This window comes from Pseudomonas sp. S2_B10 (assembly GCF_054668425.1).
In genome coordinates this window covers 2,429,230-2,445,463 of the sequence record NZ_CP162768.1, presented here as the reverse complement: position 1 = coordinate 2,445,463, position 16,234 = coordinate 2,429,230, and the positions used below count along the sequence as shown (strand labels likewise).

The 16,234-nt window shown below is 61.0% G+C and carries 15 protein-coding genes; 6 read left to right on the top strand and 9 right to left on the bottom strand.

The genetic code is table 11. From position 1 onward, the window contains the following. Nucleotides 1-66: 66 nt before the first annotated feature. Nucleotides 67-1,014: a choline ABC transporter substrate-binding protein gene (locus AB4O45_RS10980; protein ID WP_016772806.1), complete on the bottom strand. Its 948-nt coding sequence runs from the start codon at nt 1,012-1,014 to the stop codon at nt 67-69. Between the two features lie 435 nt (nt 1,015-1,449). Here AB4O45_RS10980 and AB4O45_RS10975 point away from each other — a divergent pair, with 435 nt between their 5' ends. Together AB4O45_RS10975 and gbdR are read left to right on the top strand one after the other, a co-directional pair. After that, the gene (locus AB4O45_RS10975) at nt 1,450-2,826 is read left to right on the top strand and encodes an L-serine ammonia-lyase (protein WP_056786515.1); all 1,377 of its coding nucleotides are present in this window, start codon (nt 1,450-1,452) and stop codon (nt 2,824-2,826) included. Nucleotides 2,827-3,373: 547 nt separating this feature from the next. After that, entirely contained in the window at nt 3,374-4,477 is a 1,104-nt protein-coding gene (gene gbdR, locus AB4O45_RS10970; RefSeq protein ID WP_007949927.1) for a choline metabolism transcriptional regulator GbdR, read from the top strand. Between the two features lie 73 nt (nt 4,478-4,550). Here gbdR and AB4O45_RS10965 read toward each other — a convergent pair whose 3' ends face one another. From AB4O45_RS10965 to AB4O45_RS10940, 6 genes are all read right to left on the bottom strand, one after another. After that, the gene (locus AB4O45_RS10965) at nt 4,551-4,814 is read right to left on the bottom strand and encodes a hypothetical protein (protein ID WP_008083190.1); all 264 of its coding nucleotides are present in this window, start codon (nt 4,812-4,814) and stop codon (nt 4,551-4,553) included. A gap of 388 nt (nt 4,815-5,202) precedes the next feature. Further along, a complete protein-coding gene (locus AB4O45_RS10960; protein WP_460161393.1) occupies nt 5,203-6,366 on the bottom strand; it encodes a gamma-butyrobetaine dioxygenase in 1,164 nt (387 codons plus the stop codon). A 26-nt stretch (nt 6,367-6,392) separates the two neighbouring features. Continuing rightward, entirely contained in the window at nt 6,393-6,869 is a 477-nt protein-coding gene (locus tag AB4O45_RS10955; RefSeq protein WP_122706814.1) for a thioesterase family protein, read from the bottom strand. 127 nt (nt 6,870-6,996) lie between these two features. Then, nucleotides 6,997-7,962, bottom strand: coding sequence for an L-carnitine dehydrogenase (locus AB4O45_RS10950; protein ID WP_150636865.1), 966 nt, complete (start codon nt 7,960-7,962; stop codon nt 6,997-6,999). 133 nt (nt 7,963-8,095) lie between these two features. Then, nucleotides 8,096-8,983 (bottom strand): beta-keto acid cleavage family enzyme, encoded by an 888-nt coding sequence (locus AB4O45_RS10945; RefSeq protein WP_056786525.1) that lies wholly within the window; start codon nt 8,981-8,983, stop codon nt 8,096-8,098. A gap of 104 nt (nt 8,984-9,087) precedes the next feature. Further along, a complete protein-coding gene (locus AB4O45_RS10940) occupies nt 9,088-10,032 on the bottom strand; it encodes a choline ABC transporter substrate-binding protein (protein WP_016772813.1) in 945 nt (314 codons plus the stop codon). A 191-nt stretch (nt 10,033-10,223) separates the two neighbouring features. Here AB4O45_RS10940 and AB4O45_RS10935 point away from each other — a divergent pair, with 191 nt between their 5' ends. Next, entirely contained in the window at nt 10,224-11,168 is a 945-nt protein-coding gene (locus AB4O45_RS10935) for a GlxA family transcriptional regulator (RefSeq protein ID WP_041476759.1), read from the top strand. Nucleotides 11,169-11,302: 134 nt separating this feature from the next. Here the strand turns inward: AB4O45_RS10935 and AB4O45_RS10930 are convergent, their stop codons facing one another. Next, complete coding sequence (locus AB4O45_RS10930; protein WP_095181371.1) at nt 11,303-11,719, bottom strand: DUF3010 family protein; 417 nt, start codon at nt 11,717-11,719, stop codon at nt 11,303-11,305. 48 nt (nt 11,720-11,767) lie between these two features. After that, entirely contained in the window at nt 11,768-12,169 is a 402-nt protein-coding gene (locus AB4O45_RS10925; protein ID WP_236167684.1) for a lysozyme inhibitor LprI family protein, read from the bottom strand. 231 nt (nt 12,170-12,400) lie between these two features. Here AB4O45_RS10925 and AB4O45_RS10920 point away from each other — a divergent pair, with 231 nt between their 5' ends. The 3 genes from AB4O45_RS10920 to dgcA all read left to right on the top strand — a co-directional run bounded on the left by AB4O45_RS10920 (nt 12,401) and on the right by dgcA (nt 16,090). Beyond that, nucleotides 12,401-13,378 carry a dipeptidase gene (locus tag AB4O45_RS10920; protein WP_024014597.1) on the top strand — a complete coding sequence of 326 codons (978 nt, stop codon included), beginning with the start codon at nt 12,401-12,403 and terminating at the stop codon, nt 13,376-13,378. Nucleotides 13,379-13,483: 105 nt separating this feature from the next. After that, nucleotides 13,484-14,014, top strand: coding sequence for a 4-vinyl reductase (locus tag AB4O45_RS10915; RefSeq protein ID WP_039757633.1), 531 nt, complete (start codon nt 13,484-13,486; stop codon nt 14,012-14,014). A 15-nt stretch (nt 14,015-14,029) separates the two neighbouring features. Continuing rightward, complete coding sequence (dgcA, locus tag AB4O45_RS10910) at nt 14,030-16,090, top strand: dimethylglycine demethylation protein DgcA (RefSeq protein ID WP_252877027.1); 2,061 nt, start codon at nt 14,030-14,032, stop codon at nt 16,088-16,090. Nucleotides 16,091-16,234: the final 144 nt, after the last annotated feature.

The following is a 16,234-nucleotide window of genomic DNA, read 5'->3' as shown; positions in this document are numbered from 1 at the left end:
TCCGCATGCAAGGAAATTAACAGCCCGGGCAGGCACGCCTGCCCGGCATAAGCGATGCCCCTCAAATCAAGGCGCGAGCTTGGCTTTCACGGCCTCCAGGCCTGGTTTACCGTCAATGGTGGTCACGCCAGCGAGCCAGGTATCGAGCACCTGTGGATTCTTTTTCAGCCAGGCCTTGGCGGCCGCGTCAGGCTTCATCTTGTCGTCGAGGATGTTGCCCATCAGTTCACTTTCCATGTCGACGGTGAACTCCAGGTTTTTCAACAGCTGACCGACATTGCTGCATTCTTCGGCGTAACCCTTGCGGGTGTTGGTCGCTACGGTGGCTGCGCCGAAATCGGGGCCGAAGAAGTCGTCGCCGCCGGTCAGGTATTGAATCTTGAAGCGCTTGTTCATCGGGTGCGGTGCCCAGCCGAGGAAGACCACGGCGGTGTCGCGCTTCTGCGCCCGGTCGACTTGCGAGAGCATGCCGGCCTCGGAAGATTCGACGATCTTGAAGCCAGCGGTTTTCAGGCCGAAGGCATCCTTGTCGATCATGCTCTGGATCAGCCGGTTGCCGTCGTTGCCCGGCTCGATGCCGTAGATCTTGCCGTCGAGTTCTTTCTTGAATTTGGCGATGTCGGCGAAGTCATGCAGGCCTTTGTCGTACAGGGCTTGCGGCACGGCGAGGGTGTATTTGGCACCCTTGAGGTTGGTGCGCACGGTGTCGACGGTGCCGGCATCGCGATACGGCTTGATGTCGTTCTCCATGGTCGGCATCCAGTTACCGAGAAACACGTCCATGTTCTTGCCGTCGGCCAGCGACTTGTAGGTCACGGGCACGGAGATCATGGTGGTCTTGGTCTTGTAGCCGAGGGCGTTGAGAACAACGGAAGTGGTAGCGGTGGTGGCGGTGATGTCGGTCCAGCCGACATCGGAGAAGTTAACGAGGCTGCACTGTGCCGGTTCTGCGGCTTGCGCCAGTAACGGCAGACTCAGCAGGGCGGCCAACAACAACGACGGGGAACCTTTCATGGATGGACTCCTTGGTGTTTTTTTTGGCAGTGTTCCGACTGTGGACCACCGCACTTATGGGTTGCGGTTGGTGGCGTTTTTGAGACAGCTCTACCGCAGCGCCTTGCAATCGAGTCATCCCGATCATGTACCAGTGAAAATCTGACGCCTACAGGGAGGGTCGTATCCAGTACAGGGATGGTCGCTTCCAGTGTCGGTGACGTCGCTTACAGCTTTTTTCCGCCCCCGATGACCTGCTCGACTGCATAAAAACGGCGTATTTGCGGGGCGAAAACGTGACGACGCTGCTGGACATGACTGCGTCGGTGTCAGACGCCGTGCGCGCCGACAAAAGCCCGATGATGCCGGCATTCGGCGGATCGCAGCTTGAGCGTAGCAGCTCCGCCAGCGGGCGCTTTTGCCGCCCGGACCGGTATTCTCAGGAGCTTCGCAGCAATGGCTATCAGCGTTTTCGACCTGTTCAAAATCGGCATCGGCCCTTCCAGTTCCCACACCGTCGGGCCGATGCGCGCCGCCGCACTGTTTGTCGAGTCGCTGCGCGGCAAGCATCAACTGGAGCAGGTGCGGCGCATCGAGGTGCAGTTGTTCGGATCGCTGTCGGCCACCGGCATCGGTCACGGCAGCGACAACGCGGTGATCATGGGCCTGATGGGCGAGTGGCCGGACGCAATCGACCCGGCGCAGATCGGCCCGCGCATTCAGGCGCTGCGCGAAACTCATACGCTTTTATTGGATGGTCGCCTGTCGGTGCCGTTTGTCTGGGCGCGGGACATGCGCCTGATCGACGAAAACCTGCCATTCCATCCCAACGCCATGACCCTGGTTGCCGAAGGCGAATTCGGTGAGCTGCATCGTGACACCTACTATTCAGTCGGCGGCGGCTTCGTCGTTGATGAGGCGCAAGCGGCCAGCGGTGTGGTCGATCTGGATCGCACCGAATTGCCCTACGACTTCTCCAGTGCGGTCGAGCTGCTGCAGTTGTGCAAAACGCACAACCTGCGCGTCGCCGAACTGATGATGGCCAACGAAAAGGTCTGGCGCAGCGAAGAAGAGATCCGTGCCGGGCTGATGAAACTGTGGCGGGCGATGCAGGATTGCGTCGAGCAGGGTCTCAAGCACGAAGGCATTCTGCCCGGCGGCCTCAACGTGCGACGGCGTGCGGCGAAGTTGCACCGCAGCCTGCAAGAGCTGAATAAACCCAATGTCATCGGCTCGACCCTGAGCGCGATGGAGTGGGTCAATCTGTTCGCCCTTGCCGTCAATGAAGAGAATGCTGCCGGCGGGCGCATGGTCACTGCACCGACCAACGGCGCGGCGGGGATCATCCCGGCGGTGCTGCACTATTTCATGAAGTTCAGCGAAGCGGTCACCGACGCCAACGTCGTCGACTATTTCCTCGGCGCGGCGGCAGTCGGCATTTTGTGCAAGAAGAATGCGTCGATCTCTGGGGCCGAGGTCGGTTGCCAGGGCGAGGTCGGTTCGGCCTGCGCGATGGCGGCGGCAGGGCTGGCGGAGATTCTCGGCGCCACCCCTGAGCAACTGTGCAACGCGGCGGAAATCGGCCTGGAACACAATCTGGGCCTGACCTGCGACCCGGTCGGTGGCCTGGTGCAAGTGCCGTGCATCGAGCGCAATGCGATTGCCGCAGTGAAAGCGATCAACGCGGCGCAAATGGCCCTGCGTGGCGACGGTCAGCACTTTATCTCGCTGGACCGGGTGATCCGCACCATGCGTGATACCGGCGCCGATATGCATGACAAATATAAGGAAACTTCGCGCGGTGGCTTGGCGGTCAGTGCTGTTGAGTGCTGAGCCAGCCACACCGGGGTGAATGCTTCGCGAGCAGGCTCGCTCCCACAATAGATCTCCAGTGAACACAATATTTGTGGACCCCAGATTCCAATGTGGGAGCGAGCCTGCTCGCGAAGGCGCCAGACCAGTCAAAACTGCTCAACAAAAGAACACCCCAATCCAGCCGCGCCACCTTTTGGCGCGTCGCAATCAGACAAGCGTCATTGTCAGTCGTGACTTGTCAGTCGTTACCTGACCGTCCGTCGTCCGTGCTTGCGGTGACACTCTGTGCAAATCCTCTGCAGGCCAGTTCCCACAAGTGCTACCGATCTGCTCACGGGCTGCGCGGCAGGGCTCTCGCGGCATCTGATGGCACTTCGAAATGGCGTGTTCCGAGGTCTCGTATAGACGCGTCGCGAGGTCGTTTTCAGGAGTTATTGAATGGCCGTCCAATTTCAGGCACGGCAATTGCTCTGTCATAACAAAGCCTGCTTTCTCTGTGAGACGCGGGCAATAACAAGAGCCTCCGCCTGAGGCCGCCACCCGCTTTGTGTGAGGAGATACCGCGATGACGTCGTTCAACTCCGGGGCCCAACCCCAGAACCGTGCGCCTCAATCCATCGGCTTTCTGCTGCTGGACAATTTCACGCTGATTTCCCTGGCGTCCGCCGTTGAGCCGCTGCGCATGGCCAACCAGTTGTCCGGTCGCGAGCTGTATCGCTGGAGCACCCTCACCGTCGATGGCGGCCAGGTCTGGGCCAGTGACGGTCTGCAGATCACTCCCGACGCCTCCATGCACAAAGCCCCGCCCCTGGACACGGTGATCGTCTGCGGCGGCATCGGCATTCAACGTACCGTAACCCGTGAACACGTCTCGTGGCTGCAAAGTCAGGCGCGCCAGTCCAAGCGCCTTGGCGCGGTGTGCACCGGCAGTTGGGCGCTGGCCTGCGCCGGTCTGCTCGACGGCTTCGATTGCAGCGTGCACTGGGAATGTCTGGCGGCGATGCAGGAAGCTTTCCCGCGCGTGGCCATGAGCACACGCCTGTTCACCCTCGACCGTAACCGCTTCACCAGTTCCGGCGGTACCGCGCCGCTGGACATGATGCTGCACCTGATCAGCCGCGATCACGGTCGTGAACTGTCGGCAGCGATCTCGGAAATGTTCGTCTACGAGCGCATTCGCAACGAACAGGATCACCAGCGTGTGCCGCTCAAGCACATGCTCGGCACCAACCAGCCGAAGCTGCAGGAAATCGTCGCGTTGATGGAAGCCAATCTGGAAGAGCCGATCGACCTTGATGAGCTGGCAGTGTATGTCGCGGTGTCGCGTCGACAGCTTGAGCGGTTGTTCCAGAAATACCTGCACTGCTCGCCGTCGCGCTACTACCTGAAGCTGCGCCTGATCCGCGCCCGACAACTGCTCAAGCAGACGCCGATGTCGATCATCGAAGTGGCGTCGGTGTGTGGTTTCGTCTCCACGCCGCACTTCTCCAAGTGCTATCGCGAGTACTTCGGCATTCCGCCACGTGACGAGCGCGTCGGCTCCAACACCACCCAGCAGGTAGCCATGCTGCCGCTGCCGCAGGCCATCGTGATGTCGCCGCTGTCGGGGCCGATGTCAGCGCTGAGTCAGGCGCGCAATGAGTCGACGTTTGCCAGCGTAAGGCTGTAGACCGAGTCTGATCGTTCCCACGCAGAGCGTGGGAACGATCAGGTGGGAGCGAGCCTGCTCGCGAAGGGGTTTCTCAGGCGCTGTGGGACTGCTGGTAATCCGCAAGGGCCGGCAACAACTGTTTGTCGATCGCCTGACGCACCGCCGGCTGAATGCTGGCGCCGCTGGTGTACATGTCCTTGACCATCTTGCGCAGTTCGAATGCACGAACATTATCCAGGCCACGCACCGCGCACTCGCAGGCCTGCTCGGCGGTGGTACCGCTCGGCACCTGAATACCCAAGGCCTTGAGCTGGCCCAACAGATCTTCCTGGTCAATCAAATCGGCGTACATCATTACGCAAATCCTTCTGTGGCAACGGAGGTCTTGGCTCGATTCTGGTGGCCCCGACCGGACGCGGCAAGGGCGTTTTTTCGCGGTGGCCGGGACGACTATGAACAGGTCGTTTTCGGCTAACCGACTGGATTGTCGACTAGGCACACTGGCCTCAGCTCGCTTCACGAAGGTTTGGTCACCCTCGCCTGGCAGCTCCTCAACAGTACCCTCCTCAGCTCCGATCCTGTCACGGCTTGATCGGAGTTTTTTTGCCTGTGAATCAGCCAGAGATTTGTTGTTCCCGCTGGCGCTTTCGCGAGCAGGCTCGCTCCCACAGAAGACCGCGTTCATTCAGGGGAATGCGGTTAATAGTGGGAGCGAGCCTGCTCGCGAAGAACGATGACGCGGTTCAACGTTGCAACACCAGAATCCGCGACAACAACTCATCCCGGTCGACATAGCAGCCCTGAAAATGCCGCGCCCCGGTGGCTGGATCAAAGGCATTGCGCGCATGCAGCGTGCGGCGGTTGTCAAAGCACCACAATTCGCCCGGCTTGAGCCGCTGCATCAGCCGGAATCGCGGCTCGCGGGTCATCGCAATCAAGCGCCGATAGGCGCGATACAGCAACGGCATCTGCGCCACCGACGTATCGAACGCCCCGCGCAGAAAGTTGGCCATGCGAATCTCCGCCACCCGGCCCAGCGCATCCAAAGCGATGACCGGCGCCAGGCAGCGATAGTCGCTGTGCCGGTCCTTGTTGCGGAACTCCACGGGTATTTCACACAGGGCCTCAAACAGCTGCGGATCCTCCAGACGCAAGGCGTCGGCGATCGCAAAACCATCGACGAAAATACTCTCGCCACCCTCGGCATCATTCACCAGGCAATGCAGAAATTGCAGCCCCGGTTGCAGCTCGCGAGTCGGCAAATCCGTGTGCAATGGCAGGTTGAAGGCGGTGTAGGCGTTGCTGTCGGCGTCGGCTTTGGATTGCACATTGAACAGCACGCCGAAATTGCTTTCGCGAATGAAGGAAATCCTTTGCGCGATGAGCTTCAGCGAGCCCGGCTCGGTGGGCACGCCGCGCACTTGGGTCAGGCCGATGTCGCGCACGGCGAGCAACCATTGCAGCAGCGCGGCGTTGTCGTTCATCAGCGCGGTGTAGTCGAACACCGGCAACTGCAGATCGCTGTGCCACAAACGGGGCTGCGGTTTGCCGGCCAGGCGTTCGGCGCGGGATTCATCGTCATAGGCATGTGCGCGCAGCCAGCCCGGGTCGAAGCGGCTGAGGTGACCGTCCTGCCAGTCGATGCGCAGGCAGCCATCGCTGTCGATGCGCGTGGCCAGCGGTTGCAAATCCTCGGCGGCATCGACGCTTTCGAAGACTTGCTCGCGAGTGACGCTGTAGACACATTGATCACACGGGCAATTGTCTCGCAGCCATACGTGGTGAAACGGGCTGACACGACCGTCAGCCCATTCGATGACAACGCGATCCGCCAGACCCTGCACGCCACCGAGCGCGCTGATCAACGGATAAGTACGAAAATCGGCAACAGCGACGGCGGTGTTCATGGCGGCTCCTTGGCGATGGGGGGGATTTACCGAGCGGGTGGCAGCGCGATCACGCGGCCGATGTAAGCGGGAGCGGGCAGGTCGGTCTGATCGGCGACGATGGCTTGCAGGCGATGCAACGTATCAGGGCTGAACGGCGCCGAGCGCGGGCCGGCGAGGTCGACGTGCAAAAGCATCTGTTCATTGCCGGCCAGCGCTTGCTCATCGCCGATTTTGTGCAGGCTGTGGTAGAGGTGCAGGCGCTTGCTGTCGTGGCCGATGATTTGTGTGCGCACTTCGACCTCGGTGTCGAGTTTCACTTCGTGCAGATAATTGAGGTGCAGTTCGAGGGTGAACAGCGAGTGGCCGCTGGCCTCGCGGTTGCTGCTGTCCATGCCGAGGCGGTCCATCAGCGCGTCGGTGGCGTAGCTGAAGATCAGCAGGTAGAAGGCGTCGCGCAGGTGGCCGTTGTAGTCGACCCAGTCGGGGATGATGGTGGTTTGGTAGGTGGTGAGGTGGGGCATGGTTTCGGTTCCAACATTGATGATGACTGGACGGCCGTCTTCGCGAGCAGGCTCGCTCCCACATTGAAATGCGTTTACCTGTGGGAGCGAGCCTGCTCGCGAAGGGGCCGGAAGCGCTTTGCAAGGTCTATTCGCTGAAACTCATTCCGTGCTTCTCTTTGGTGGTCTTCACCGCTTCAAGCACCGCCAGCAAACAATCATCACGATAGCGCTCCAGCGCCGAAATGCTGTGCCGACCGAGCTGATCAGTGGTGCCATCGACCACATCATCGATCAGCTTGTCGGTCAGCTCCGGTGCTGGCAGATACGTCCACGGCAACTGCAACGCCGGACCGAATTGCGACATGAAGTGGCGCATGCCGGCATCGCCGCCGGCCAGGGTGTAGGTCAAGAACGTGCCCATGAACGACCAGCGCAGACCAGCGCCAAAACGGATTGCATCGTCGATCTCGCCGGTCGTCGCGACACCGTCGTTGACCAGGTGCAGCGCCTCGCGCCACAGCGCTTCGAGCAAACGATCGGCGATAAATCCGGGCACTTCCTTGCGCACATGCAACGGGCGCATGCCGAGGGATTCGTAGACTTGCATCGCCGCTTGCACCGCTTCCGGCGCGGTATTTTTGCCGCCGACCACTTCCACCAGTGGCAACAGATAAACCGGGTTGAACGGATGCCCGACCACGCAGCGTTCAGGGTGCGTCGAACTCTCGTAGAACTCGCTGGGCAACAGGCCTGAAGTGCTGGAGCCGATCAGCGCATCGGGCTTGGCCGCGGCGCTGATTTTACTGTGCAGATCGAGCTTCAGTTCCAGCCGCTCCGGGGCGCTTTCCTGGATGAAGTCGGCGTCACGCACGCATTCCTCGATGGTCGCGACAAAACGCAGACGATCCTGCGAAGCACCCGGCGCCAGGCCGTTTTTCTCCAGCGCGCCCCAGGCATTGGCCACGCGTTGGCGCAATGCCGCCTCAGCGCCGGGCGCCGGATCCCAGGCCACTACATCGAGGCCGTGGGCGAGCGCGCGGGCGACCCAGCCACTGCCGATGACACCGCTACCGAGAGCGGCGAAGGTTTTGATTTCGGTGATAAAGCGCATGGTGATGTCCTGAAGAGTTCGAAGAGCCCTGTAGGAGCTGCCGAAGGCTGCGATCTTTTGATCTTGCTTCTAAAAAATCAAAGTCAAAAGATCGCAGCCTTCGGCAGCTCCTACAGGTGAAATGGGTGATGGATCAGCCGCGCTGGGTCAGGCCCATTTTTTTGCGACCTTCTGCCGGTGTGAGCACGCGGGCGCCGAGGCGGCTGAGGATTTCCGTGGCGCGTTCAACCAATTGGCCATTGGTCGCCAGCACACCTTTGTCCAGCCACAGGTTGTCTTCCAGGCCGACCCGCACGTTGCCGCCGAGCAGCACCGCTTGCGCCGCCATCGGCATCTGCATGCGGCCGATGCCGAAGCCGGCCCACACCGCGTCGGCGGGCAGGTTGTCGACCATGGCTTTCATCGTGGTGGTGTCGGCCGGTGCGCCCCACGGGATGCCCAGGCACAGCTGGAACAGCGGGTTGTCGAGCAAGCCTTCCTTGATCATCTGCTTGGCGAACCACAGATGCCCGGTGTCGAAAATCTCCAGTTCGGCCTTCACCCCCAGTTCGGTGATGCGCTTGGCGCCGGCGCGCAGTTGCGCCGGAGTGGATACGTAAATGGTGTCGCCGTCGCCGAAGTTCAGCGTGCCGCAATCGAGGGTGCAGATTTCCGGCAGCAACTGTTCAACGTGGGCGAGACGGGTCAGCGGACCGACCAGATCGGTGTTCGGGCCGAACTCCATCGGCTTCTCGCCAGGTCCGATTTCCAGGTCGCCGCCCATCCCGGCGGTCAGGTTGACGATGATGTCGACGTCCGCCTCGCGGATGCGCTCCATCACTTCGCGGTACAGCGCCACGTCACGGCTGAACTTGCCGGTCTGCGGATCGCGCACATGGCAGTGCACCACGGTGGCGCCAGCCTTGGCCGCTTCCACCGCTGCAGCGGCGATCTGTTTCGGGGTGATCGGCACGTGTGGACTTTTGGCGGTCGTGTCGCCAGCACCGGTAAGTGCGCAGGTGATGATGACGTCGTGGTTCATGGTGCGTTTCCTTCAGGCGTGATGGGTCTGTCCGCAGCCCGTTGCGGGGCTGCGAAGCTTGATTGAAATACCCTCTCCCTGTGGGAGAGGGTCAGGGTGAGGGGTTATTTGCTGGTCAGTTGCAGATTTTCAGCGGCCGGTTTGCCATCGAAAGTCGTCACACCTTCAAGCCAGCGCTGTTTGTCTTCGGGGTGATCCTTGAGCCACTGCTTCGCCGACTCGAAGGCATCCTTGTGATCGAGCAGCGGCTGCATCATCCGGCTCTCGGATTCGGCGGTGAACGTCAGGTTGGTCAGCAGGCGGCCGATGTTCGGGCATTGCTCGGCGTACTTCGGTGATGTGACCGTCCACACCGTGGCCATGCCTTCGTTCGGGCCGAGGGCGTCTTCGCTGCCGGTCAGATAGGTCATCTGGATGTTGACGTTCATCGGGTGCGGCGCCCAGCCGAAGAACACTACGGCTTCCTTGCGGCGCACGGCGCGATCGACGGCGGCGAGCATGCCGGCCTCGCTCGATTCGACGAGCTGGAATTTGCCCAGACCAAACTGGTTCTTGGCGATCATCGCTTTGATCTGCGTGTTGGCGCCCGAGCCTGGCTCGATGCCGTAGATCTTGCCGCCCAATTCCTTCTCGAATTTGGCGATGTCGGCGAAGGTTTTCAGGCCCTTGTCAGCCAGATAGGTCGGTACGGCGAGAGTGGCGCGGGCATCTTTCAGGCTCGGTGCTTCGAGCACTTTCACCTGATTGGCCTCGACGAACGGCGTGATGGTTTGCGTCATCAGCGGGTTCCAGTAGCCGAGGAACAGGTCCAGGCGCTGATCGCGAATCCCGGCAAAGATAATCTGCTGGGAGGCGCTGGTCTGTTTGGTGCTGTAGCCGAGGCCGTCGAGCAGGACCTGGGTCATGGCACTGGTGGCGATCACGTCAGTCCAGTTGACCACGCCCATGCGTACGTTCTTGCAGGAGGCCGGTTCGGCCGCCATCACGCCGGTGCTGAAGAAAGCGGTACCGCTGAGTGCAAGAACGCAGCTGCTGATCAGTCGTTTCATGTCGGGTTCCTCGGCAGTTCGATTATTGTGGTTCCCGGCATCTGCGCGCCGGTGAGGCCAAGTTACGCAGCTATAGGCCCGTGAAAGCGCACTGCGGCGACTGGCATTTGCACTGTAGCGACCTGCGCGCTTGAACGCCGCCGATAATCGGCGTATCAACGAGCCACGCGACCCGCCAACCGAGTGCGCCCATGTCCCAGGATTTCTACTTTTTGCTGATGCCGGGGTTCTCCGCCATCGGCTTTATTTCCGCGATCGAACCGTTGCGCGTGGCCAACCGTTTTCGCGGCGAGTTGTACCGCTGGCATGTGCTCAGTGCCGATGGCGGCGCGGTATTGGCGAGCAACGGCATGTCGGTCAACGCCGATGCAGCGCTGGAGCCGCTGAAGAAAGGCGCGACCTTGCTGGTGGTGGCCGGCTTCGAACCGCTGAAGTTCATCACGCCGACGCTGGAACACTGGTTGCGCAGGCTGGACAACGACGGCGTAACCCTCGGTGCGATCGACACCGGCAGCTTCGTCCTTGCCGAAGCAGGCCTGCTCGACGGCCATCGCCTGACCCTGCACTGGGAGGCGATCGATGCCTTCAAGGAATCTTATCCACAGCTCAGCGTCACCCAGGAGCTGTTCGAGATCGACCGGCGGCGGATCACCTCGGCGGGAGGTACGGCCTCGATTGATCTGATGCTCGACCTGATCGCCCAGGCCCACGGCCCGCAACTGGCGATTCAGGTCAGCGAGCAGTTTGTGCTCGGGCGCATACGCCCGCGCAAGGATCACCAGCGCATGGAAGTCGCCACGCGTTACGGCATCAGCAACAAGAAACTGGTGCAGGTGATCGGCGAGATGGAACAGCACAGCGAACCACCGCTGACCACGCTGCAACTGGCGGAGTCGATCAAGGTGACCCGGCGGCAACTGGAGAGGTTGTTCCGGCTGCACCTGAACGATACGCCGAGCAATTTCTATCTGCGGTTAAGGCTGGAAAAGGCCCGGCAGTTGCTGCGCCAGACCGACATGAGCGTGCTCGAAGTGAGCATTGCCTGCGGGTTTGAATCGCCGTCGTATTTCACCCGCAGCTATCGCGCACGTTTCGCCCGCTGCCCCCGGGAAGACCGGCGTACCGCGCAGGCGTGAATGGGCTTGCATGAAAGCAATGTGGGAGCGAGCCTGCTCGCGAAAGCGGTCTGTCATCCAACACTGATGTTGCCTGACACATTGCATTCGCGAGCAGGCTCGCTCCCACATAATTTCCGGCGCCTGAGAGAGGCTTATTTCTTCACCAACGCCGAGCACGCCGCCTTGTAAGCCTCATGCTGATATTTGTTCAACGTCCCGGGCAGGTCAAAGTTGTGCTTCTTGGCCTGGGCATTGATCGTCTGCGGCGACAGCAGCGTTACCTCACAACCATCGAGCAGTTGAAACACGCCCTCGATCTTGAACGTCGTCGGCCCACCGGCAAACTCGCCCTTTTTGCTGCGCTTCTTGATCGCAATCCGGTCCACCGAGTTCTCCCGCACAAACGATGCCACCTGCGCCGCGAACCGCCGCACGTTCGCCGCCTCGTCATCGTCATCCAGAGCAATCTTCTTCGTGGCGAGAGGGACGTGGCTCAACGTCGAACCATCGAGCGCCGCCACGGCGATGATCGCTTCGCTGCCTTTGATTTCAATGCCGCAGATGTTCATGGGAATCCTTAGACTGGCTTAAGAGGTTCAGCTTACAGCTCAAAACACTCACTCCTGCCCAATCGACTCCAAAAACTCCGACCGTTCATCACTCATCCGCGCGACACAGTCATTCTGCGCAATGGTGAAGGCCTTGCTCCCCGCCGTGGACGGGAACGCTTCCACCGCGCAATCCGCATCCCGCGTCTTCAACCACTGCTGCTGGGCGGTTTTCAGTTTGGCGGTGATGTCGGCCAGTTGCGTCGGGTTCTTGCCGTAGGCGGCCTGCATGCGCTCGTTGAGGCTGGCGTAGTTGTCCTTGAGCAGGTCTTCGGCGGTGCTGCGGCTGTAGGCGGAGCATTCCAGGGTCTGGATGTCGTTTTCCACCGCGTCGCACGGGTTGTTCTCGGATTCTTCGGCGGCGTGGGCGCCGGTCGCAATCAGTGCCAGGGCGAGGATTATTGATTTCATTGGGGTCGCTCTAATCCGTTGGTAGGTGCAGGCTGCGGCAGATTCTGGCGCAAGCGCGCGGGCTTGAACAGCCAGCCGATGAGGACGGCTGACGACCCTTTGTCGCGGATTGACGCTTTCGGCAATTCCCCTGTCGTTTTTGCACCCGGTCGCCCCGGCACCGAGGCATATGCTGGCCCCAAAGCGCCGGCAGACGATTCGGCGCATGAATTGCCAATAAGGGGACGCCTGATGAGCCCAGCCGAATTACACGCCGACAGCATCGTTATCGACGGTCTGATCATTGCCAAATGGAACCGCGAGCTGTTCGAAGACATGCGCAAGGGCGGTCTGACGGCAGCCAACTGCACTGTGTCGGTGTGGGAAGGCTTTCAGGCGACCGTGAACAACATCGCTGCCAGCCAGAAACTGATCCGCGAAAACAGCGACCTGGTGATGCCGGTGCGCACCACCGCCGACATCCGTCGCGCCAAGGAGCAGGGCAAGACCGGCATCCTCTTCGGCTTCCAGAATGCCCATGCCTTTGAAGATCAGATCGGCTACGTCGAGGTGTTCAAGCAGCTCGGCGTCGGCATCGTACAGATGTGCTACAACACCCAGAATCTGGTCGGCACCGGTTGCTACGAGCGTGACGGCGGCCTGTCGGGTTTCGGTCGCGAAATTGTGGCTGAAATGAACCGTGTTGGCGTCATGTGCGACCTGTCCCACGTCGGTTCCAAGACCTCCGAAGAAGTCATTCTCGAATCGAAAAAACCGGTCTGCTATTCGCACTGCCTGCCGTCGGGTCTCAAAGAGCACCCGCGCAACAAATCCGATGCAGAGTTGAAGTTCATTGCCGACCACGGCGGTTTCGTCGGCGTGACCATGTTCGCGCCGTTCCTCGCCAAGGGCATCGATTCGACCATCGACGATTACGCCGAAGCGATCGAATACACCATGAACATCGTCGGCGAAGACGCCATCGGTATCGGCACCGATTTCACTCAGGGTCACGGCCAGGACTTCTTCGAATACCTGACCCACGACAAGGGCTACGCCCGCCGCCTGACCAGCTTCGGCAAGATCATCAACCCGCTGGGCATCCGCACAGTCGGCGAATTCCCCAATCTCACCGAAACCCTGCTCAAGCGCGGCCATTCCGAGCGTGTGGTGCGCAAGATCATGGGTGAGAACTGGGTAAGCGTCCTTAAGAACGTCTGGGGCGAATAACGCTTTCTCAAGACCGCCGCCGATCTGCCCCCTCTCCTGCGGGAGAGGGCTGGGGTGAGGGCCGCGGCCAACACTGAACCATCATTTTTCTGGAGTTAAGTTTCCATGGCCAAGATCGCCCCGCAATTGCCAATCGAAGTCGACAGCGAGACCGGTGTCTGGACCTCCGACGCCCTGCCAATGCTGTATGTGCCGCGCCACTTTTTCGTCAACAACCACATGGGCATCGAGGAAGTGCTCGGCGCTGAAGCCTATGCCGAGATCCTCTACAAGGCCGGCTACAAATCCGCCTGGCACTGGTGTGAAAAGGAAGCCGAATGCCACGGCCTGGAAGGCGTCGCGGTGTTCGAGCACTACATGAAACGCCTGTCGCAGCGCGGCTGGGGTCTGTTCAAGATCCAGGACATCGACCTCGACAAAGGCACCGCCAGCGTCAAGCTCGAGCACTCGGCGTTTGTCTATGTCTACGGCAAGGTCGGGCGCAAGGTCGACTACATGTTCACCGGCTGGTTCGCCGGCGCCATGGATCAGATCCTCGAAGCCCGTGGCAGCAAGATTCGTACTGTGGCCGAACAAGTCTACGGGGGCTCCGAAGAGGGCCACGATGACGGCTTGTTTATCGTCAAGCCGTTGTAAGCCGAGGAACCCGCCATGGCTTTCGAAGCAATGTTCCAGCCGATCCAGATCGGCAAACTGACCATCCGCAACCGCGTGCTCAGCACCGCGCACGCCGAGGTCTACGCGACTGACGGTGGCATGACTACCGACCGCTACGTCAAATACTACGAAGAGAAAGCCAAGGGCGGTATCGGCCTGGCCATCTGCGGCGGTTCGTCCGTCGTGGCGATCGACAGCCCACAGGAATGGTGGAGTTCGGTCAATCTGTCCACCGACCGGATCATTCCGCACTTCCAGAATCTGGCCGACGCCATGCACAAGCATGGCGCCAAGATCATGATCCAGATTACCCACATGGGCCGGCGCTCGCGCTGGGACGGCTTCAACTGGCCGACCTTGATGTCGCCCTCGGGCATCCGTGAACCGGTGCACCGCGCCACTTGCAAAACCATCGAGCCGGAAGAGATCTGGCGAGTGATCGGCAACTACGCCCAGGCGGCGCGCCGGGCCAAGGCCGGTGGCCTCGATGGCGTCGAACTGTCGGCAGTGCACCAGCACATGATCGACCAGTTCTGGAGCCCGCGCGTCAACAAGCGCACCGATGAATGGGGCGGCAGCTTCGAAGGGCGGATGAAGTTCGGCCTGGAAGTGCTCAAAGCCGTGCGCGCCGAGGTCGGTGACGACTTCTGCGTGGGCATGCGCATCTGCGGTGACGAGTTCCACCCGGACGGCTTGTCCCACGAGGACATGAAGCAGATCGCCAAGTATTACGACGACACCGGCATGCTCGATTTCATCGGCGTGGTCGGCTCGGGTTGCGATACGCACAACACCCTGGCCAACGTGATTCCGAACATGAGTTATCCACCGGAGCCGTTCCTGCATCTGGCCGCCGGGATCAAGGAAGTGGTCAAGGTGCCGGTGTTGCACGCGCAGAACATCAAGGACCCGAACCAGGCCACGCGCATTCTTGAGGGCGGTTACGTCGACATGGTCGGCATGACCCGCGCGCACATCGCCGACCCGCACCTGATCGCCAAGATCAAGATGGGCCAGATCGACCAGATCAAGCAGTGCGTCGGCGCCAACTATTGCATCGACCGCCAGTATCAGGGCCTGGACGTGCTGTGCATCCAGAACGCCGCGACCTCCCGTGAATACATGGGCGTGCCGCACATCATCGAGAAATCCACCGGGCCGAAACGCAAAGTGGTGATCGTTGGTGCCGGCCCGGCCGGGATGGAAGCAGCACGCGTGGCTGCCGAGCGGGGCCACGACGTCACACTGTTCGAGAAAAAAGACTTCATCGGCGGGCAGATCACCACCGCATCGAAAGCACCGCAGCGTGACCAGATCGCCGGCATCACTCGCTGGTTCCAGCTGGAACTGGCGCGGCTGAAAGTCGATCTGCGCCTGGGCACGGCGGCGGATGCCGACACCATCATGGACCTGCGTCCGGACGTGGTGGTGCTGGCGGTCGGCGGTCATCCGTACCTTGAGCAGAACGAACACTGGGGCGCGGCCGAAGGGCTGGTGGTCAGCAGCTGGGACGTGCTCGACGGCAAGGTTGCGCCGGGCAAGAACGTGCTGGTCTACGACACCATCTGCGAGTTCACCGGCATGTCGGTGGCCGACTTCCTCGCCGACAAGGGCAGCCAGGTGGAGATCGTCACCGACGACATCAAACCGGGCGTGGCCATCGGCGGCACATCGTTCCCGACCTACTACCGCAGCATGTACCCGAAAGAAGTGATCATGACCGGCGACATGATGCTGGAGAAGGTCTACCGCGAGGGCGACAAGCTGATCGCGGTGCTGGAGAACGAATACACCGGCGCGAAAGAGGAGCGGGTGGTCGATCAGGTGGTCGTCGAAAACGGCGTACGCCCGGACGAGGAAATCTACTACGCCCTCAAGGACGGCTCGCGCAACAAGGGCCAGATCGACGTCGAAGCGCTGTTCGCGATCCAGCCGCAGCCTTCGCTGAGCGAGGCGGGTGACGGCTACTTGCTGTTCCGCATCGGCGACTGCGTGGCGCAGCGTAATACTCACGCCGCGATCTATGACGCACTGCGGTTGTGCAAGGATTTCTGACGGCTTGCACCAAACCCTGTGGGAGCGAGCCTGCTCGCGAATGCAATCTGTCAGTTGACGATGATGTCGACTGACTCACCGCTTTCGCGAGCAGGCTCGCTCCCACAGTAAAGCGGATCGTGTTTCTCCAGGTTGCACTGGTGG